The 18,744-nt window shown below is 74.2% G+C and carries 18 protein-coding genes and 1 other RNA gene; 11 read left to right on the top strand and 8 right to left on the bottom strand.

From position 1 onward, the window contains the following. Positions 1-56 precede the first annotated feature (56 nt). Together AVW11_RS21195 and AVW11_RS21190 are read left to right on the top strand one after the other, a co-directional pair. The gene (locus AVW11_RS21195; protein WP_076045318.1) at positions 57-2,189 is read left to right on the top strand and encodes an acyl-CoA dehydrogenase family protein; all 2,133 of its coding nucleotides are present in this window, start codon (positions 57-59) and stop codon (positions 2,187-2,189) included. Positions 2,190-2,204: 15 nt separating this feature from the next. Further along, entirely contained in the window at positions 2,205-3,419 is a 1,215-nt protein-coding gene (locus tag AVW11_RS21190) for a lipid-transfer protein (protein WP_060178277.1), read from the top strand. Between the two features lie 248 nt (positions 3,420-3,667). Here AVW11_RS21190 and AVW11_RS21185 read toward each other — a convergent pair whose 3' ends face one another. From AVW11_RS21185 to AVW11_RS21165, 5 genes are all read right to left on the bottom strand, one after another. Next, positions 3,668-3,952, bottom strand: coding sequence for a hypothetical protein (locus AVW11_RS21185; protein ID WP_060178276.1), 285 nt, complete (start codon positions 3,950-3,952; stop codon positions 3,668-3,670). A 301-nt stretch (positions 3,953-4,253) separates the two neighbouring features. After that, positions 4,254-4,682: a hypothetical protein gene (locus AVW11_RS21180; RefSeq protein WP_076045316.1), complete on the bottom strand. Its 429-nt coding sequence runs from the start codon at positions 4,680-4,682 to the stop codon at positions 4,254-4,256. Between the two features lie 124 nt (positions 4,683-4,806). After that, the gene (locus AVW11_RS21175; RefSeq protein WP_076045314.1) at positions 4,807-5,103 is read right to left on the bottom strand and encodes a hypothetical protein; all 297 of its coding nucleotides are present in this window, start codon (positions 5,101-5,103) and stop codon (positions 4,807-4,809) included. Then, the gene (locus AVW11_RS21170; protein ID WP_030852437.1) at positions 5,090-5,635 is read right to left on the bottom strand and encodes an RNA polymerase sigma factor; all 546 of its coding nucleotides are present in this window, start codon (positions 5,633-5,635) and stop codon (positions 5,090-5,092) included. Before AVW11_RS21170 ends, AVW11_RS21175 begins: the two co-directional genes overlap by 14 nt. 157 nt (positions 5,636-5,792) lie before the next feature. Beyond that, on the bottom strand, positions 5,793-6,146 hold the full coding sequence (locus AVW11_RS21165) for a response regulator (RefSeq protein ID WP_225885103.1): 354 nt from the start codon (positions 6,144-6,146) through the stop codon (positions 5,793-5,795). Positions 6,147-6,363: 217 nt separating this feature from the next. Here AVW11_RS21165 and AVW11_RS21160 point away from each other — a divergent pair, with 217 nt between their 5' ends. The 3 genes from AVW11_RS21160 to AVW11_RS21150 all read left to right on the top strand — a co-directional run bounded on the left by AVW11_RS21160 (position 6,364) and on the right by AVW11_RS21150 (position 9,391). After that, entirely contained in the window at positions 6,364-7,218 is an 855-nt protein-coding gene (locus AVW11_RS21160; RefSeq protein ID WP_076045310.1) for a MaoC/PaaZ C-terminal domain-containing protein, read from the top strand. 38 nt (positions 7,219-7,256) lie between these two features. After that, complete coding sequence (locus tag AVW11_RS21155; RefSeq protein ID WP_060178270.1) at positions 7,257-8,333, top strand: Zn-dependent alcohol dehydrogenase; 1,077 nt, start codon at positions 7,257-7,259, stop codon at positions 8,331-8,333. Between the two features lie 116 nt (positions 8,334-8,449). After that, positions 8,450-9,391, top strand: coding sequence for a 3-oxoacyl-ACP reductase (locus AVW11_RS21150; protein WP_060178269.1), 942 nt, complete (start codon positions 8,450-8,452; stop codon positions 9,389-9,391). Between the two features lie 60 nt (positions 9,392-9,451). On the opposite strand, the gene AVW11_RS21145 is transcribed toward AVW11_RS21150, so the two are convergent. Continuing rightward, positions 9,452-10,531, bottom strand: a complete 1,080-nt coding sequence (locus tag AVW11_RS21145; RefSeq protein ID WP_030852453.1) for a hypothetical protein — start codon at positions 10,529-10,531, stop codon at positions 9,452-9,454. 224 nt (positions 10,532-10,755) lie between these two features. Here AVW11_RS21145 and AVW11_RS21140 point away from each other — a divergent pair, with 224 nt between their 5' ends. From AVW11_RS21140 to AVW11_RS21130, 3 genes are read left to right on the top strand one after another with little or no spacing between them, the layout of a single operon-like run. Beyond that, positions 10,756-11,622 carry a Nif3-like dinuclear metal center hexameric protein gene (locus tag AVW11_RS21140; RefSeq protein WP_030852456.1) on the top strand — a complete coding sequence of 289 codons (867 nt, stop codon included), beginning with the start codon at positions 10,756-10,758 and terminating at the stop codon, positions 11,620-11,622. Next, entirely contained in the window at positions 11,619-12,362 is a 744-nt protein-coding gene (locus tag AVW11_RS21135; RefSeq protein ID WP_199818587.1) for a zinc ribbon domain-containing protein, read from the top strand. Before AVW11_RS21140 ends, AVW11_RS21135 begins: the two co-directional genes overlap by 4 nt. Further along, positions 12,362-13,762 (top strand): bifunctional RNase H/acid phosphatase, encoded by a 1,401-nt coding sequence (locus AVW11_RS21130; protein ID WP_076045308.1) that lies wholly within the window; start codon positions 12,362-12,364, stop codon positions 13,760-13,762. Before AVW11_RS21135 ends, AVW11_RS21130 begins: the two co-directional genes overlap by 1 nt. Before the next feature lie 1,230 nt (positions 13,763-14,992). Here the strand turns inward: AVW11_RS21130 and rnpB are convergent. Next, an RNA gene (gene rnpB / locus AVW11_RS21125) (RNase P RNA component class A) lies at positions 14,993-15,395 on the bottom strand. Between the two features lie 77 nt (positions 15,396-15,472). On the opposite strand from rnpB, the gene AVW11_RS21120 reads away from it, so the two are divergent. The 3 genes from AVW11_RS21120 to yaaA all read left to right on the top strand — a co-directional run bounded on the left by AVW11_RS21120 (position 15,473) and on the right by yaaA (position 17,917). Further along, positions 15,473-16,207 carry a MerR family transcriptional regulator gene (locus AVW11_RS21120; protein WP_076045306.1) on the top strand — a complete coding sequence of 245 codons (735 nt, stop codon included), beginning with the start codon at positions 15,473-15,475 and terminating at the stop codon, positions 16,205-16,207. Further along, positions 16,204-17,034 (top strand): hypothetical protein, encoded by an 831-nt coding sequence (locus AVW11_RS21115; RefSeq protein WP_076045304.1) that lies wholly within the window; start codon positions 16,204-16,206, stop codon positions 17,032-17,034. Before AVW11_RS21120 ends, AVW11_RS21115 begins: the two co-directional genes overlap by 4 nt. A gap of 79 nt (positions 17,035-17,113) precedes the next feature. After that, positions 17,114-17,917 (top strand): peroxide stress protein YaaA, encoded by an 804-nt coding sequence (gene yaaA, locus AVW11_RS21110; RefSeq protein WP_030848995.1) that lies wholly within the window; start codon positions 17,114-17,116, stop codon positions 17,915-17,917. Between the two features lie 40 nt (positions 17,918-17,957). Here the strand turns inward: yaaA and AVW11_RS21105 are convergent, their stop codons facing one another. Then, positions 17,958-18,707, bottom strand: coding sequence for a bifunctional DNA primase/polymerase (locus AVW11_RS21105; protein WP_060178264.1), 750 nt, complete (start codon positions 18,705-18,707; stop codon positions 17,958-17,960). Positions 18,708-18,744: the final 37 nt, after the last annotated feature.

Below are 18,744 nucleotides of genomic sequence, written 5' to 3'. Positions count from 1 at the left end.
AAGAACACCTCCATCTGACCTTCCGTCAGATTGGAACGTGTTCTAGTCTGCCGCGCATGGGCATCGGAATCACGCAGGAGCAGCGGGAGTTGGCCGAGGCGGTGCGCGGCTGGGCGGCGCGGGCCGTGCCTCCGGAGGAGGTGCGCAAGCTGCTCGACTCCCCGCCGCGCACCGGGGTGCGGCCCGGTTACTGGGACGCACTCGTGGAGTCGGGGCTGTTGGAGCCGCACCTGGAGGGCGGGACCCTGCTCGACCTGGCCGTCGTCGTCGAGGAGGCGGCCCGGGCCATGCTGCCCGGCGCGTACCTGCCGAGCGCGCTGGCCTCCGTACTGCTGGACCGGGCCGGGGCCGAGCCCCTCGCCGGCCGGGTCGGGGCGGTCGCGCTGGGGCCGGGGACCCTGACCGCCGTGGCCACCGAGGGCGGCGGGCACCTGCTCGACGGGCTCGCGCCGCCCGTGCTCGGCGCGGGCGAGGCCGACCTCGTGCTGCTCGCCGCGGAAGCGGCGCACGGGACCCGCTGGTTCGCCGTGGACGCGGCCGCGCTGGACATCCGTACGCACGAGAGCGCCGACCCGACCCGCCCCACCGCCGAGGTGCGGGCGCGCGGCGCGGCCGTCCCCGCCGGGCGGCTGCTGGAGCTCGACGCGGCCCTGGTCCGCGACCTCGCCTGCACGCTCTTCGCCGCCGACGCCTGCGGCACCGCCGCCAAGGCCCTGCACACCGCCGCCGAGTACGCCAAGGTGCGCGAGCAGTTCGGCCGGCCCATCGGGCAGTTCCAGGGTGTCAAGCACCTGTGCGCCGACATGCTCGTACGGCTGGAGCAGGCCCGTGCGCTGGCCTGGGACGCAGCTCACGCCATGGACGAGCCCGCCGGCGTCCGCTCGCTCGTGGCGGCCCTCGCCGCCGGGACCGCCCTGGACGCCGCGTACTCCTGCGCCAAGGACTGCATCCAGATCCTCGGCGGAATCGGCTTCACCTGGGAGCACGACGCCCACATCCACCTGCGGCGGGCGATCGTCGCCCGCCAGCTGCTCGGCCCCGGCGACGGGCACCGCGTCCGGGCCGTGCGGTACGCGGCGGGCGGGGCACGGCGCGAGCTGCGCCTGGAGCTGCCGGCGCAGGCCGAGGTCCACCGCGCGAAGGCGCGCGCCGCCATCGAGGACGCGCGCGGGCTCGACCCGGCCGCCGCCCGGAGGATCCTGGCCCCCACCGGCTACGCCGCGCCTCACCTGCCGCCGCCCTACGGGCTGGGCGCCGGGCCCGTCGAGCAGCTCGTCGTCCAGCAGGAATTCGCGGCCGCCGGGGTAGAGGTCTCCGACCTCGGCATCGCCACCTGGATCGTGCCCTCCCTGCTGGCCTACGGGACGCAGGCCCAGCGCGACGCCTACGTACTCCCCACCCTGCGCGGGGAGATCACCTGGTGCCAGCTCTTCTCCGAGCCGGGCGCCGGCTCCGACCTGGCCTCGCTACGGACCCGGGCCGAGCGGCGGGAGGACGGCTCCTGGCTGGTCAACGGACAGAAGGTGTGGACGAGTTCCGCGCACAGCGCCGACTTCGCGATCCTGCTGGCCCGTACCGACCCGGACGCGCCCAAGCACAAGGGCCTCGGCTACTTCGTCGTCGACATGAAGAACACCCCCGGCATCGACGTCCGGCCGCTGAAGGAGATCACCGGCGAGGCCCTCTTCAACGAGGTGTACCTCGACGACGTCGAGCTCCCCGCGGACACCCTGGTCGGCGCGGCCGACGGCGGCTGGAAGGTGGCCCGCAACACCCTCGGCAACGAACGGGTGCACATGGCCGACCGGATGACCTTCGACACCGGGCTGGAGGCCCTCCTCGCCCGGGCCGCCGACCTCGACGGCGCCCACCGGGCCCGGATCGGGGCGCTGGCCGCCGAGGCGCACGCCCTGGCCTGCATCGGGCTGCGCACCACGCTCCAGCAGGTGTCGGGGCTGGAGCCGGGCGCGGGCGCCTCCGTACGCAAACTCGTCCAGACCCCGCACCAGCAGCGGACCGCCGAGCTCGCCCTCGAACTGCTGGGTCCGGCGGGCGCGGTGCGGGAGGGGGCGGGGGAGCGGGCGGTGCACGGGATGCTCATGTCCCGCTGCCTGACCATCGCCGGGGGCACCACGCAGGTCCAGCTCAACGTCGTCGCCGAGCGGATTCTCGGCCTCCCGAGGGACTGAAGGGACACCAGGGGCATGAAGTCGTACATCGTGGGCGTCGGCATGACGAAGTTCGAGAAGCCCGAGTCGCGGGACTGGCAGTACTGGGACATGGCCAAGGAGGCCGGGTCCGCGGCCCTCGCGGACGCGGGCGTGGACTACGGGCAGGTGCAGCAGGTGCCGGTCGGGTACTGCTTCCAGGCGTCCACCGCGGGCCAGCGCGCGGCGTACGAGCTGGGGCTGAGCGGCGTGCCGGTCTACAACGTCAACAACAACTGCGCGACCGGGTCGACGGCGCTGATGATGGCGCGGCAGTTCGTGGAGGGCGGGCTGAGCGACTGCGTGCTGGCGCTGGGCTTCGAGAAGATGAAGCGGGGCGCGTTGGGAGGGGGCGCGGACGGGGGTGCCCGCGGCGGAGCCGCTGATGAATCCTTCAAGACGTCACCGGTGGCCCGGCACTACGGGATCATGGCGGCGGGGCACGGCTTCGAGATGTCCCCGCCCACGGCGCAGATCTTCGGCAACGCGGCGCGGGAGCACATGGAGCGCCACGGGACCACGCCCGCGCAGCTGGCGGCGGTCGGCGCGAAGAACCACCGGCACTCGGCGAACAACCCGAACGCGCAGTTCCAGGACGTGTACTCGGTGGAGGAGATCCTCGCCGCGAAGGAGATCCACGCACCGCTGACCAAGCTCCAGTGCTCGCCGACCTCGGACGGCGCGGCGGCCGCCCTGGTGGTGTCCGAGCGGTTCCTCGTCGCGCACGGGCTGCACGGCAAGGCGGTGGAGATCGTCGGGCAGGCGATGACGACGGACACGCAGGAGTCCTTCGCGTCGGGCTCCTGCATCGACGTCGTCGGCAAGCCGATGAGCGCGGCGGCGGCCCGGCAGGTGTACGAGGCGTCCGGGCTCGGCATCGAGGACGTGGACGTGGTGGAGCTGCACGACTGCTTCTCGATCAACGAGCTGCTGACGTACGAGGCGCTCGGCATGTGCGAGGACGGCGCCGCGGGCAAGCTGGTGGAGAGCGGGGCCACGACGTACGGAGGCCGGTGGGTGGTCAACCCCTCGGGCGGGCTCATCTCCAAGGGGCACCCGCTCGGCGCGACGGGGCTGGCACAGGCGGCCGAACTGGTGTGGCAGCTGCGGGGCGAGGCGGGGGCGCGGCAGGTCGCGGGGGCCCGGGTCGGCCTGGCCCACAACGTCGGCCTGGGCGGCGCGGCGGTCGTGACGATGCTCCGCCGGGGGTAGGCCCGGGCAGGGCCGCGCGCCCCGCTCCCGCGGGCGGGGCCGCGGGACCGGGCCTGCCCGAGTGCCCCGACCGCCCCGGCACCGTCAGCGCCGTCAACGACGCGACGGGCTCGGTGCGGGACCGGGGCGCCCGCGAAGCCCTCGGCCGCGCACCCCGGCAGCCTCGCCGGGAAGCAGTGGCCGGCCGATCACCGGTTCCGGACGAACGTGCTGCGGCGCGCGTCCGGAACCGGGCCGGGCGCTTGCGGTCAGGGTGTGGTGAGGGTCGGGTTCTTGACCACCTTCGCGCAGATCGCGTACGCCTTCAGGGTTCCCGCGTTGCTGGGGTCGGAGTTCGTCGCGAACGCCCACCAGCGCTCCCCGCTGATCGGCGCACTCGCCGTCAGGTGGTACCGGTCGGCGTAGGAGTTGCCCGCGGTCACGACGGCGCCGCCGCCCGTCCGGGTCTCGCCCGCCGGACACTCGGCCACCGCCACCGCCCGGCCCGGGTAGCCGCCGGCAGCCGGTGGAATGGTGACCTCCGAGCTCTCCACGACACGCACTACATCATCAGCTTGCGCCAGACCTGCACCCCCGAACACCATCACGACGGCTGCGGCGGCTACGCACGACTTCTTCAACACAGAGATCTGCCTTCACTCGAACCGGAAAGGGCGGGGCACGCACGCCCGGTGCGGCCCCGCCTCCACCTAACTCCAGCCCGCGCGCGCGTCCGCACTCCCACTCCATGTCCGATCGCACGTTCACCGCAGAAACGATTGTCGTTACCGCAAACAGTCCACCCCGCGCGCCTGGGGACGGGGGCTGTCCGCCTCGGACGCGCGCACTGGCGTCTCAGAGCTTCTGGATGTCCTTGTGCACGACGTCGGAGCCGAGGTGGTCGGAGGCCAGGCGCACCTTGAGGGGGTGACCGGCCGGCGCCTTGATGACGATGTCGGGGTACTCGACCAGGCCGGTGCCGTTGCAGGAGGGCTCGGTGGTCAGATTGGACCAGCCGTCCGTGCCCTGCGGGTTGTTCCACGCCACCCAGGCGCAGTCGAGCTCGCCGCTGTAGATCGTCACCGACTTGATCCTGACGGAGTTCACCGCACCGTCGACGCGCTCGTAGAGCACCGTCGCGGTGTTGTGGTGGCGGCCCTTGCCGGCTTCCAGGTCGGCCTGGAGGACCGGGCCGGCCGGGGTGTCGGCGGTGGCCGGAGCCGCGCCCGAGACAAGGGTCGCGGCCACGAGCGCGGCGGCGGCGGGCAGGACGGACAAGCGCATGATCGACCTCTCCACGAACCAGGTTGAGGAAGCTCATCCTGGTCCAGGGAGCGGGCGCGCGCTGCGCCGGAATCCGTCAATCGGTGGCCCGGAACGAACGGTGGGCGGCGTCGGCGGGCCGGGGTCAGCGGGACGCCGGCTTCACTTCGCAGCTGCCGTTCGTGCACTCCCTTCGGATCCGGCCCCGGGAGACGGTCTCGGCCAGGCCGATCGCCCAGCACATGGGGCAGCCGCGGAGCGCGACCACACCGACCGGGGCGAGGAGCAGGGTGGCCGGGCCGAAGACCGGGATGAGGGCGAAGGCCGCGATCAGCGCGCCGAAGCCCACCGCGCCGCGCGCCAGGTGCCGCGGCACGGACGCGCTCGCGAAGCCGGATGCGGACGCGGATGCGGGGGAAGCCGCGGTGTCAGTGGTGGGCACGGGTGTCTCCCAGGGTGTGCTGGAGCGCCGCGCGGGCGCGGTGGAGCCGCGACTTCATCGCGGCGGTGCTCAGGCCGAGGGCCTCGGCGGCGGTCCGCCCGCTGTGGCCCTGGACGTCCCGCATGATCAGCACGCGCCGCTGGTCCGCAGGCAGCGCGGCGATGGCCTCCGCGACCCGTCCGGCCTCCAGGCGCCGCAGCACCTCGTCCTCGGCGGACATGACGGCCGTGTCCGGCAGCGGCGCCCGCTCCCTCGGCATCAGCCGGGCGCGGCGCAGGCACTCGTTGCGGACGATGCGGAACATCCACGACGCCAGCGCCCCGGACGCCCTGAGCATCCCGATCCTGCGGTACAGGATGATCAGCGCTTCCTGGGCCGCGTCCTCGGCGTCCTCGCGCGACGCGCACAGGGAGTGCGCGAAGCGCCGTACGTTCGGGTGCGATCCGGCGACCAGCGCGGTGAGCGAATCGAGGTCGCCGGCCTGCGCGGCGACGACCAGCGACTCGCCGGGCCAGTCCGTACGGTCAGCCACGGGCCCGGCCCCGCTTGCGCAGGACGGCGACGGTGCACGCGCAGAGCAGGACGGCGGCGCCGGCGACGACGAGAACAGTGATCACGTCAACCTCCAGGTCAGGTGCCGACCTCGGCGTCGGCAACATACACAAGAGGCACGGGCACCCCGAAAGGATTCACCCCAGGGCCGGATCGATCACCGTCTCGCCCGTCGAGGCCCGTCGGATCGCGTCCGCCAGGTCCTCGACCGGGCCGTCCCGGACGATCAGCCCCGCCGCGCCGGCGGCGAGCGCGGCCTCCCGCAGCCCCGGGCGGGCCGAGCCCGTCAGGACCAGGATCCGGCACTCCGGAACGTCCTCCAGGAGGGCGGTCACCGCGGCGACCTCCTCCACCAGGGCCACCTCCGGGCGGGCTGCCGCATCCCGGACGACGTCGATGTCGGGCTGGAGGCCGAGCTGGAGCGCCAGGGCCGGATTCTGCGGCTCCAGGAGGACCCGCAGGGTGCGGGTCCGAGGGTGTTCCACGGGCATTTCGTCCACCGGGGCAGCGTATCTGACGGGGAGTCAAGAGTCTTCCCAAGTGCCGGGGCGTGCGTTATACATTCCCTCACCGGTCGAGCCTAGAACGCGTTCTAGAAGCGGCCGCCCCGCATGCGACCTCGGTGCGGCCGACGGTGCGGACGGCCGCGCCGAGGTCTTCCAGGGCAGCGATTTTCCCGCCACACCGACGACAGGGAGCCGCATCCTCATGCCGATCGATGCCGCCAGGGCCCTCGCCGCAGAACCCCGCCAGGGGGACATCGCCTGGGACCACAAGGACATCCAGCTCTACCACCTCGGCCTCGGCGCGGGCCTGCCGGCCACGGACCCGGACGAGCTGCGCTACACCCTCGAATCCAAGCTCCACGTCCTGCCCAGCTTCGCGACCGTCGCCGGAGCCGGCATGGCCATGCTGGGCGGGCTCGCCGCCCCCGGCATCGAGGTCGACCTCGCCCACGTCCTGCACGGCGGCCACTCCATCGAGCTGCACCGGCCCATCCCCGTCAAGGGGCGGGCCACCTCCAGCTCCAAGGTCGCCGCCGTCTACGACAAGGGCAAGGCAGCCGTCATCGTGCTGCGCTCCGAGGTCGCCGACGCCGACGGGCCGCTGTGGACGAGCGACGCGCAGATCTTCGTACGGGGAGAGGGCGGCTTCGGCGGCGAGCGCGGCCCCTCCGCCAAGGAGGAACTGCCCGGGCGCGGACCCGACCGGGTCGAAGAGCGGCACATCCGCGAGGACCAAGGGCTCCTCTACCGCCTCTCCGGCGACTGGAACCCGCTGCACGCCGACCCCGAGTTCGCCAAGCTGGCCGGCTTCGACAAGCCGATCCTGCACGGCCTGTGCTCGTACGGCATGACGCTCAAGGCCGTCGTCGACACGGCCCTCGGCGGGGACGTCTCCCGCGTCCGCGCCTACCGCACGCGTTTCGCCGGGATCGTCTTCCCGGGCGAGACGCTGCGCATCCGGATGTGGCAGGAGACCGGCCGCGTCCTGGTGTCGGTGACCGCCGCCGAACGGGACGACGCACCGGTCCTTGCCGACACCGTCGTCGAACACGCGTAGCCGTAGCACCCGCCGGACACCCCCTAAGGAGCCGCACCGTGCGCGCAGCACTGCAGAGCGAGATCGGCCAGGACAAGCTCGAAGTCGTCGACGACATGGAGGCCGTGGGCTTCGGCCCCGGCAAGGTCAGGATCCGCGTCAAGGCCACCGGCCTGTGCCACTCGGACCTCTCCGCGATGAGCGGCGTCCTGCCGCAGCCCGCCCCCTTCATCCCGGGCCACGAGGGCTCCGGCGTGGTCACCGACGTCGGCGACGGAGTCACCACCCACGCGATCGGCGACCGCGTCCTCGTCTGCTGGCTGCCGCCGTGCGGCCACTGCCCCTCCTGCAGGCGCGGCCAGGGCCACCTGTGCCTGGAGGCGTTCGGGAACGTCGCCACCCCCAACTTCAAGCGGGCGTCGAGCGACATCTTCGGCTTCGCCGGCACGGGCACCTTCTCCGAGGAGATGGTCGTCCCCGCCGCCTGCGCCGTACCCATCCCCGACGACCTCCCCTTCGACATCGCCGCACTGATCGGCTGCGGTGTCACCACCGGCCTCGGCGCGGCCATCAACACCGCCCGGGTGGAGGCCGGGTCCTCGGTGGCCGTCATCGGCTGCGGCGGCGTCGGCATATCCGTCATCCAAGGCGCCAAGGTGCAGGGCGCCGCCCAGATCACCGCCGTCGACCCGGTCGAGTCCCGCCGCGAGGCCGCCCTGCGCTTCGGGGCCACCGAGGCGGTCTCCCCGGAGGAGTTCGCCGACGCCAAGAACCGGATCACCGCCGGCGAGGGCTTCGACTACGTCTTCGAGGTCGTCGGCAGGTCCGCGACCGTGCAGAAGGCGTACGAGATGACGCGGCGCGGCGGCTCCGTCGTCGTGGTCGGGGCCGGCGCCCTCGACGACAACTTCCAGATCAACATGTTCTCGCTGTTCTTCGACGAGAAGAAGATCCTGCCGTCGATGTACGGCGGCGGCGACGTGCTCCGCTCCTACGAGCGCACCATCGCCCTGTGGCGGGCCGGCCGCATCGACCTGTCGAACCTGATCACGCACCGGGTGAGCCTGGCCGAGGTCAACGACGCCCTCGACCAGATGCGCACCGGCGTCGCCCTGCGCACCTGCATCGAACTCTGACCTCGCCGAGCGCCCCGACCACCGAGGGCCCCGACCATCGAGCGCCCCGGTCAGCGGTCGAGCCGACCACCGGCCGACCCGTTCCGCAGATCCGATCTCCGAGGGGAACCGTACGGATGTCACTGCCACTTGAGGGACTCGCCGCCATCGTCACGGGGGCGGGCCGCGGCCTCGGCCGGGCCGAGGCGATCGAGCTCGCGCGGCTGGGCGCGAGCGTGGTCGTCAACGACTTCGGCCAGCCCGGCCGGGACGGCTCGGGGGAGGCCTCGGCCGCCCCGGCACAGGAGGTGGCCGAGGAGATCCGCGCCGCAGGCGGGCAGGCCGTCGCCCACCTCGGCGACGTGGCCGACTTCGAGCAGGCGCGCGAGCTGGTCGCGCTCGCGGTGGGCACGTACGGCAAGCTCGACATCCTGGTCAACAACGCGGGCATCCTCCGCGACCGGATGATCTTCTCGATGTCGGAGGAGGAATGGGACTCGGTGATCCGGGTCCACCTCAAGGGCCACTTCAACACCACCCACTTCGCCTCCGCCCACTGGCGCGAACGCTCCAAGGCGGCCGGCGGCCCGGTCTACGGCAGGATCGTCAACACCTCCTCCGAGGCCTTCCTCGGCGGCTCGGCCGGCCAGCCGAACTACGCCGCGGCCAAGGGCGGCATCGTCGGCCTCACGACCTCGACGGCCCTGGCCCTGGCCAAGTACGGGGTGACGGCCAACGCCATCTGCCCGCGCGCCCGCACCCGTATGACGGAGGACGTCTTCGCCGGCTTCGAGGTCCCCGAGGACGGCAGGCTGGACGCCCTCGCCCCCGAGCACGTGGCGCCGCTCGTCGGCTACCTGGCCTCACCGGCCTCCGCCAAGGCCAACGGGCAGCTCTTCGTCGTGCACGGCGGCATCGTCGTCGTCATGGAACGCCCCAAGGTGGCGGCGAAGTTCGACACGGGCAAGGAGTCCTTCTCCTACGAGGAGCTCGACGAGGTCCTCACCGCGCACTACGACTCCCGCCCGGCGAACGAGACCTTCGCCGCGCCGGAGGTCCTCGGCCTCAAGCACGGCTGAGCCGCTGCCGGGCCCGCCGCCGAACCGCTACGGCTGCCGAACCGCTACGGCCGCGAACCGCTACTGGCGCCCCGCCAGGGGTGCCTGCTGGAGCGGGACCGGGCGGGGCGACGGCGGTGGCGGCGGGTCCACGCGGACCGGCGCGGGAGGCGGAGCAGGAAGGTTCATCCCGACGATCCCGCAGGGCGTCTCCGCCGTCGTGCACGGCAGGTGCAGGCGGCCCTGCGGGCTCCACATCCCCGCCCCGCCGAGCCACCCCGCCGGGGCGGCCAGCCGGAAGACGTGCCGGTCGGCGGGGCGCCACAGGCCGATGTCCCCCTCGGGCAGCCACAACGCCACCCCGCAGGTCTCCGGCATCAGGGCCTGGCCCGGCTGGACCGCGAAGGGAAGCGCCGCCCCGAGCCGCAGGCACTCCGGGAAGCGGACCGGACGCGAACTGCCCAGCACCCCCCAGCCCAGGCGCGGCTCACCCGGGGCGTCGGAGCGGATCAGCAGCAGCCCGCTGTCCGGCTCGGCCAGCAGCAGCCGGTCGTCGCTGTCCTCGGTGATCTGGAGCAGCGGGGAGACCTCGCCGTCGCGCCCCAGGTCCACGGCGACGGCCTTGACGGTCCCCTCCAGCTCGCGGTCCAGCGCCAGCAGCCGGCCCGTCCGGTCCAGCCACACGCCGCCCGAGCAGCGCCCCGGGATCCGGGCCACCCGCTGCGGCCCGAACGCGCACCCGGCGACCTGCCACAGCGTGGTCACGGCGTCCGACGCGGCCACCGCGAAGGCACCGGAGCCGTCCGGGGCCGGCGGGAGCAGGAAGACCCGTACCCCCTCCTCCGCGTCCACCCCGCCCAGCTGGAGCTCCCCGGTGCGCGGCCCGGCCGCGGCGCCCGTCGGGTACAGCAGGGCGAAGGCGTGGCGGTCGGCGACCCGCCGGTGGATCAACACGCGCCCGTCGGCCAGGGGGAGGAGCTCGCTGTCCGCCTCCTCGGGCTGTGCGAGGGGCAGCGGCACCGCGTACGGCTCGGGACCGGCGAGGGTCCAGCGTTCCGCATAGCGGGCCTCGCCTTCTCCGGCGAGCCGGGCGGCGTACGACCCGTCCGCGGAGATCGTGAACGGGGCCGTGGTCGTCATCTCGATGGCACAGACAGTCATCCGGGCCGTCACCTCCGGTGAGGAAGCTAGTTTTCGGCATTCCTGCCGAACAACACGACCAAGGCGGCTTCACACGTAAGGGTGTCCGGGCGGCGATTCGTCTGTGATGGGCGGTGTAATTGTGCTGTGAGGCATCGAAAGGCAGGCGCGGCGGGCGGGCGGCGGGCCGTTCCCCCGGGACCTGCGCTGACCGGGCCGGCCGCCACGGACGGTAGCCTTGGCCCGTGCCCCGTCTCTCTGAAGTCATCGCCGCGCTGGACGCTCTCTGGCCCCCCTCGCGGGCCGAGCAGTGGGACGCGGTCGGAACCGTATGCGGCGAACCCGATGCCGAGGTCACCCGGGTCCTGTTCGCCGTGGACCCCGTCCAGGAGATCGCCGACGAAGCCGTGGACCTCGGTGCCGACCTGATCGTCACCCACCACCCCCTCTACCTGCGGGGTACCACCACGGTCGAGGCCGGCACCTTCAAGGGCCGCGTCGTCCACACGCTGATCAAGAACGACATCGCGCTGCACGTCGCCCACACCAACGCCGACACCGCCGACCCGGGCGTCTCCGACGCCCTCGCCGGCGCCCTGGACCTGCGGATCACCGGCCCGCTGGTCCCGGACCCGACCGACCCGGCGGGCCGCCGGGGCCTCGGCCGGATCTGCGAGCTGGACCGTCCCGAGACCCTGCGCGAGTTCGCCGCCCGCTGCGCGGCCTGGCTGCCGCCGACCGCCCAGGGCATCAGGGTCGCCGGCGACCCGGACGCGATGATCCACCGCGTCGCCGTCAGCGGTGGCTCCGGCGACAGCCTCTTCGCCGAGGTCCGCGCCGCGGGCGTGGACGCCTTCGTGACCGCCGACCTGCGTCACCACCCGGTGTCCGAGGCCCGCGAGCAGAGCCCGCTGGCCCTCGTCGACGCGGCCCACTGGGCCACCGAGTGGCCCTGGTGCGAGCAGGCCGCCGCACAGCTCGACGCGATCTCCGAGCGCCACGGCTGGGGTCTGCGCACCCACGTCTCGCGCACGGTCACCGACCCCTGGACGGCGCACGCGCCGTCCGTCGTCTCCTCAACTCCCTCTTCTATCTCAGGAGCCCCCAACTGAACGCCGAGCCCGCCGACCAGATCCGACTTCTCGATGTCCAGGCGCTGGACGTCCGGCTGTCTCAGCTCGCCCACAAGCGCAAGTCGCTGCCCGAGCACGCCGAGCTCGACACGCTCACCAAGGACCTGACGCAGCAGCGCGACCTGCTGGTCGCCGCCCAGACCCAGGCGAGCGACACGGCGCGCGAGCAGACCAAGGCGGAGCAGGACGTCGACCAGGTGCGCCAGCGCGCGGTCCGCGACCAGCAGCGCCTGGACTCCGGCGTCGGCATCTCGGCCCGGGACCTGGCGAACCTGCAGAGCGAGGTCGTCTCCCTCGCCAAGCGCCAGGGCGACCTGGAGGACGTGGTCCTGGAGGTCATGGAGCGCCTCGAAGCCGCGCAGGAGCGCGTCACCGAGCTCACCGAGCGGGTCTCCGCCCTGGAGGCCAAGGTGGCCGACGCCACCACCCGCCGTGACGCGGCCACCGCCGAGATCGACGACGAGGTCGCCAAGGCCACCAAGGACCGCGAGGTGATCGTCACCTCCATGCCGGCCGACCTGATGGCCCTCTACGAGAAGATCCGCGTCAAGCAGGGCGGGGTCGGCGCCGCGCGCCTCTACCAGCGCCGCTGCGAGGGCTGCCGGCTGGAGCTCGACATGGCCGAGGTCAACGAGATCAAGGCCGCGGCCCGCGACCAGGTCGTCCGTCACGAGAACTGCGGCCGCATCCTGGTCCGTACGGCCGACTCGGGCATCTGATGCCGCGTTTCGTCGTCGAGGCGGACGGCGGGTCCCGGGGCAACCCGGGGCCGGCAGGCTACGGCGCCGTCGTCCTCGACCCGGCCTCGGGCGAGACGCTGGCCGAACGCGCCGAGTTCATCGGCGTCGCGACGAACAACGTGGCCGAGTACAAGGGCCTGATCGCCGGGCTCACGGCGGCCCGTGACCTCGCGTCGGACGCCGAGGTCCTGGTCCGGATGGACTCCAAGCTCGTCGTCGAGCAGATGTCGGGCCGCTGGAAGATCAAGCATCCGGACATGAAGCCGCTGGCGGCCGAGGCCGCGCGGATCCTGCCGCGCGCCCAGGTGACGTACGAGTGGATCCCGCGCGAGCGCAACAAGCACGCCGACCGGCTCGCCAACGAGGCGATGGACGCGGGCAAGCGCGGCAAGCAGTGGGAGCCGTCGGCCTCCACGGCCGTCTTCACACCCCCGCCGGGTCCGCCCGGCGACGCCGCCGCGGGCGCCGCGGCCGCCCGAGCGGCCCTGGCCGCGGCCCGCGGGGCCGCGGACACCGTGGCCGCCCGCGGCATCGCCGCCGACGCCGACACGCTGTTCGGCCCGCCGCCCGCCGGGGCCCGGACGGCTGCGGCCCCCGCGCCGGCGCCCGCGGAGGCAGGGGCCGACACCCTCCTGGCGGCGCCCGGCTCCGGTCCGGGCGGATCGACCCCGTCGGCGCCGCCGGCGCACGACCGGGCCGGCCACGCGACGACCGCGGCGGCTCCCGCAGCGGGCCAGGGCTGGGGTCCCGACATGGGCGCGCCGGCCACCTTCGTGCTGCTGCGCCACGGCGAGACCGCGCTCACCCCGCAGAAGCGGTTCTCCGGGAGCGGGGGGAGCGACCCCGAGCTGTCCCCGGCCGGCCGACGCCAGGCGGCGGCCGTCGCCGAGGCGCTCGCCGCCCGCGGGACCATCCAGTCGGTCGTCAGCTCGCCGCTGCTGCGCTGCCGCGAGACCGCCCACACCGTCGCAGACCGCCTCGGCCTCGACGTCACCGTCGAACAGGGCCTGCGCGAGGTGGACTTCGGTGCCTGGGAGGGCCTGACCTTCGCCGAGGTGCAGGAGCGCTTCCCGGACGACCTCCAGGCGTGGCTGGACTCCCCGAAGGCCGCCCCCACCGGCGGCGGGGAGAGCTTCGCGGCCGCCACCCGCAGGATCTCGGCCACCCGCGACCGGCTGCTGGCCGCACACGCGGGCCGCACCGTCCTGCTGGTCACCCACGTGACCCCGGTCAAGATCCTGGTCCGCCTGGCCCTCGGCGCCCCGCCGGAGTCCCTCTTCCGGATGGAGCTGTCCGCGGCGTCCCTGTCGGCGGTGGCCTACTACGCCGACGGCAACGCCTCGGTCCGCCTCCTGAACGACACCGCGCACCTGCGGTAGGCCCCGGCGGCGGCGGTCGGGATCCGGACTCGGCGTTGTACGGGGCTGCCCGGCCGCTCCGCGCGGGGGGCTGCGCATGCTCGTCCGCGTGGAGTTGGGCGGGATCCGTCGCGGTGGCGGGCGGTGCCGTATCCCTGGCGGGGCGGGGCAGGATTCGGGCCCGGTGCCGTACCCCTGGCGGGGCCGGCGCCGATCCGCCGGGCGGGATCCGTCGCGGTGGCGGGCGGTGCGCGGTGCCGCCGAGGGGTATCTCCTCGGCTCGGCGCCCGCGGGGTGTCTCGGCGGTACTCGGCGGTCGCGCCTCGTCCTGCGGGGACACCCCTCACCGTCCCCGCTCCGACAGCGCGAGCCCGGTTCCGCAAACCCCGAAGCCTGGGCGTGGGGTGGGGACACGGCGGAGTGTCCCCGCAGGACGAGCGCGCGACCCAGGCCGCCTGGCCGAGACACACCCGCACGCGCCGAGCCGAGGAGACACTCCGGCGGGGCACCGCCCCACACCGCGCTGTCCCCGCCCCGCGAAAAACCTGCCACCCCGGCGGGAGCCCAGGGGCCCGCGCCGAGCCGAGGAGACACTCCGGCGGGGCACCGCCCCACACCCCGCTGTCCCCGCCCCGCGGAAACCCTGCCACCCCCGGCGGGAGCCGCCTGGCACGCGCCAAGCCGAGGAGATACTCCGGCGGGGCACCGCCCCAGGGAAATGCTGCCACCCCGGGCGGGAGCCGCCCTGGCACGCGCCGAGCCGAGGAGATACTCCGGCGGGGGCACCGCCCCAGGGAATCCCTGCCACCCCGGGCGGGAGCCGCCCTGGCACGCGCCGAGCCGAGGAGACACTCCGGCGGGGCACCGCCCCACACTCCGCTTTCCCCGCCCCGCGGAAACCTGCCACCCCGGCGGGAGCCGCCCTGGCACGCGCGGAGCCGAGGAGATACTCCGGCGGGGCACCGCCCCACACCCCGCTGTCCCCGCCCCGCGGAAACCCTGCCACCCCCGGCGGGAGCCGCCTGGCACGCGCCGAGCCGAGGAGATACTCCAGCGGGGCACCGCCCCAGGGAATCCCTGCCACCCCGGCGGGAGCCGCCTGGCACGGGGGGAGCCGAGGAGATACTCCGGCGGGGGCACCGCCCCTCACCGCTCCGATTCCGCCCCGCGGTGGTCCGGGTACCGGCGGGAGGCCGGGCCGCATGCCCCGGGCCGGGAAGACCGCTCGCCCCCGAACGGGAGTGGAAGCGGCAGACGAGCCGGCCTGTACGCCGGGTTCTGTCACCCGGTGACCTCGCGGTCGCCGGGGAGACGGCCATCCATCTAGGACCGGCGTTGCCGCCGGCCTCGTGCGGTCTACCCGCGAACTCGGGCGGGCAGCCCTCAAGCGTTCGCGCAGACCCGTCCGGGGACGGATCCTCTTGACCTTGCTCCGGGTGGGGTTTACCTAGCCGCCTGGGTCACCCCAGGCGCTGGTGGTCTCTTACACCACCGTTTCACCCTTACCGAGGGCCGAAGCCCCCGGCGGTCTGTTTTCTGTGGCACTGTCCCGCGGGTCACCCCGGGTGGGCGTTACCCACCACCCTGCCCTGTGGAGCCCGGACGTTCCTCGGCGGGATCCGGAGGATCCCGACGCGGCCGCCCGGCCGACTCGTCTGCCGTGGCGACCATGCTACCGGCTGTGCGATCGCCGCTTGACCTTGCCGCAACGGCAGGGTTTCTACTGGGGGCATGCGGATCGGAGAGATCGCCGCGGTCGTCGGGGTCACCACCCGGGCGATCCGGCACTACCACCATGTCGGCCTGCTCCCGGAACCGGAGCGTCGCCCCAACGGATACCGGGCCTACACCGTCCGGGACGCCGTCCTGCTGGCCCGCGTACGGCGGCTCACCGAGCTCGGGCTCAGCCTCGACGAGGTCCGCGACGTCCTCGCGGACGACGCCGGGCGCGACCTGGCGGACGTCCTGGCGGAGCTCGACGCCGACCTCGCCCGGCAGGAGGCCGAGGTCAAGGAGCGGCGGCGACGGCTCGGCGTGCTCCTGGCCGCGGACCCCGGGGAGGGCGAGCCGATCTCGCCCGCGCTCGCCGAGCTGTTGGCGAAGGCGCCGCGCACCGGCTCCCCGGCCGCGGCGAAGGACCGCGAGCACCTGACGCTCCTCGACGCCCCGGGCGCGGGCGGCGAGGAGATCTACGCCGCGCTCGGACCGCTGGCCGCCGACCCCGGGGTGCTCGCCCTGTACGAGCGGCTGGACGAACTCGCCGACGCCCCCGCGGACGACCCGCGGATCCCGGGACTGGCGGCGGAGCTGGTGGCGGCGGTCCCCGACGAGGTGTTCGCCGCGATCCCCCGGGACGGGGCGGTCGTACCCGGCTTCAAGGAGGCGCTGCTCGCCGAGTACGCGCCCGCGCAGGCGGAGGTCGTCCGCCGGGTGATGGAGGCCTTCATCGAGAGGGGGCGGGGATGACCCGCGCGGTGCGGGCGGCACGGATCGCGGTGGCCGCGGTGCTGCCGGCGGAGCTGGCGCTCGTGGTGTGCGCGGCGGCCGGGGTACGGCCGCCAGCGCCGGTCCTGGCCGCCGCCGAGGCCGTGGTGTGCGGGGTGCTCCTGCTGGAGGCGTGGGTGCTGCACCGGCTGTACGCCGCCGCCCGCGCCGCCGGGGAGGAACGCGGGGCCGCCCTGCGTACGGCCGTCCGGGCCGTGGTCCCGGTCCAGGTCCGGCGGCTGCTGCGGCACGAGCTGCGGGCCGGCGCCTCCCTCGGCCGGTGGGTCCTGCGCCGCAAGCACGGGGTGCGCCCCGGCGACCTCGCCGCCGCGTACACCGAACCGCAGACGGCCCTCATGTACGGGATGCTCTTCGTGTCGGTCGTCGAGACCGTCGCGCTCGCCCTCCTCATCCCCTGGCCGGCCGTCCACCGGGTGGTGCTCGTGCTGGACGTGTACGGGATCGTGCTGGTGATCGCCCTGCACGCCGCCTGCGTCACCCGGCCGCACGTGGTCGGCGCCGACGGCTCGCTGCGGATCCGCTACGGCGCCCTCTTCGACCTCGCCGTCCCGCCGGACGCGGTGGCCTGCGTACGGGTGGAGCGCCGCTATCCCGAAGGGCGGCTGGTCACGCTCTCCCCGGACGGGGTGCTCGACCTCATCGTCGGCAGCCAGACCACGGTGACCCTGGAGCTGAACCGCCCGCTCACCTTCACCCGCCCGCTCGGCGCCCGCGCGTCGGCCCGCACCATCCGCTTCCACGCCGACGACCCCCGCGCCCTGGTCTCGGCCCTGCGCCGGCCGGCGTAGGCGGAGGGGGCCGGGCGGGCGTCTACCCTGGCCGGGGGGCCGCATCCCCTGCGACGTGTCGTACCGAAGGAGAACCACCGTGCTCGTGCTGCTGCCGCCCTCCGAGGGAAAGGCCGCCGGAGGATCCGGCGCACCGCTGGAGCCGCAGGAGCTGTCGCTGCCCGGCCTGGCGCCGGCCCGCGCGGCGGTGCTGGAGGAACTGCTCGACCTGTGCACGGGCGACGAGCTGAAGGCCCGTGAGGTGCTGGGCCTGAGCGAGGGCCTGCGCGGCGAGGTCGCGAAGAACGCGGAGCTGCGCTCGGCGGCGGCCCGCCCGGCGGGGGAGATCTACACCGGCGTGCTCTACGACGCGCTGGGCCTGGCCGACCTGCCCGCGCCGGCGCGGACCGTCGCCGAGGATGCGCTGCTCGTCTTCTCGGGGCTGTGGGGCGCGGTGCGCGTCACCGACCGCATCCCCTCGTACCGCTGCTCGATGGGTGTGAAGCTGCCGGGGCTGGGCGCGCTCGGCGCGTACTGGCGCGCCCCGATGGCCGAGGTGCTGCCCGCCGCGGCCGGGGACGGGCTGGTGCTGGACCTTCGTTCGGCGGCGTACGCGACGGCGTGGAAGCCCAAGGGCGAGGTCGCGGGCCGGACCGCGACCGTGCGGGTGCTGCACTCGCAGATGGTCGACGGCGTGGAGAAGCGGTCCGTGGTGAGCCACTTCAACAAGGCGACGAAGGGCCGGCTGGTCCGGGACCTGCTGGTGGCCGGCGCGGTGCCCGGCTCGCCCGCCGAGCTGGTGACGGCCCTGCGGGACCTCGGCTACGTGGTCGAGGCGCAGGCCCCCGCGAAGGCGGGCCGCGCCTGGTCCCTCGACGTGGTCGTGACGCAGATCCACCACTGACGCGCTGTGGCCGGGGGCGCCGCCCCCGGCGCTCCACGTCTCAACGGCCCAGCGGCCAGGCCACCGTCGCCGGGGTGCGGTCGGAGGTGTCGGCGTACGCGGCGCAGGCGTCCGTCAGGGTTTCCAGGAGGGTGAGCGGGTCCGGGAGGGGGTGCTCCATGCCGCGGATCCAGGTCACCGCCTGGTCGCCGGGGAGGGCCGCCGGCGGGACCAGGACGTAGCTGCCGCGGCAGTGCCAGCGCAGCCCCGGGTGTTCGTCCATGGTTTCGGGGTGGCAGTCCAGCGCGCACGGCCACCACTCGTCCTCGTCCTCGGGGGTGCCGCGGGTGGCGGTGAAGAAGAGCATCCGGGCCTGGTCACCGGTGCCGGCCGATTCGGCGACGGGGCCGACCTTGATGCCGGCTTCCAGGAGCCGCGTCAGGGCGGCGGCGCCGGCTTCCAACGGGACGTCGAGCACGTCGTGGACCATGCCGGTCGCGGTGATGAAGTTGGCCTGGGGCTGGTTGCGCGCCCACCGCTCGATCTGTGCGCGGTCGGTGGTCGACTGGGTCTGCCAGGCGAAGGAGACGGGATGTCGTGCGGGGGTCGGACAGCCGATGCGGTCGCACGAACATCGATAGCCGACGGGATGCGCGGCGGGGGCGAGGGGGAGACCGGCGGCGGCGACGGCCAGGAGGAGCGCCTCGCGCTCGCGTACGGGGTCCTCGGCGGTGGGTTTCTGCCGCCGGCGCAGCCACTGGGAGATCCTGCTCTGCTCGCCGCGTTCGACGCGGCCGGACTCAGACCCCATCTATCCCCTCACCTCACCGTTTCCCCGGCAGACCTTC

Source organism: Streptomyces amritsarensis (genome assembly GCF_001953875.1).
Lineage (GTDB): Bacteria > Actinomycetota > Actinomycetes > Streptomycetales > Streptomycetaceae > Streptomyces > Streptomyces amritsarensis.
The sequence above is the reverse complement of the archived record's forward strand: the minus strand, read 5'-3'. Positions and strand labels throughout refer to the sequence as shown.

Bases quoted from the DNA above. Each gene is read 5' to 3' on its own strand.
- AVW11_RS21195 (WP_076045318.1), top strand. From the start codon at position 57: ATGGGCATCGGAATCACGCAGGAGCAGCGGGAGTTGGCCGAGGCGGTG.
- AVW11_RS21190 (WP_060178277.1), top strand. From the start codon at position 2,205: ATGAAGTCGTACATCGTGGGCGTCGGCATGACGAAGTTCGAGAAGCCC.
- AVW11_RS21180 (WP_076045316.1), bottom strand. From the start codon at position 4,682: ATGCGCTTGTCCGTCCTGCCCGCCGCCGCCGCGCTCGTGGCCGCGACC.
- AVW11_RS21165 (WP_225885103.1), bottom strand. From the start codon at position 6,146: ATGCCCGTGGAACACCCTCGGACCCGCACCCTGCGGGTCCTCCTGGAG.
- AVW11_RS21160 (WP_076045310.1), top strand. From the start codon at position 6,364: ATGCCGATCGATGCCGCCAGGGCCCTCGCCGCAGAACCCCGCCAGGGG.
- AVW11_RS21150 (WP_060178269.1), top strand. From the start codon at position 8,450: ATGTCACTGCCACTTGAGGGACTCGCCGCCATCGTCACGGGGGCGGGC.
- AVW11_RS21145 (WP_030852453.1), bottom strand. From the start codon at position 10,531: ATGACTGTCTGTGCCATCGAGATGACGACCACGGCCCCGTTCACGATC.
- AVW11_RS21130 (WP_076045308.1), top strand. From the start codon at position 12,362: ATGCCGCGTTTCGTCGTCGAGGCGGACGGCGGGTCCCGGGGCAACCCG.
- AVW11_RS21120 (WP_076045306.1), top strand. From the start codon at position 15,473: ATGCGGATCGGAGAGATCGCCGCGGTCGTCGGGGTCACCACCCGGGCG.
- AVW11_RS21115 (WP_076045304.1), top strand. From the start codon at position 16,204: ATGACCCGCGCGGTGCGGGCGGCACGGATCGCGGTGGCCGCGGTGCTG.
- AVW11_RS21105 (WP_060178264.1), bottom strand. From the start codon at position 18,707: ATGGGGTCTGAGTCCGGCCGCGTCGAACGCGGCGAGCAGAGCAGGATC.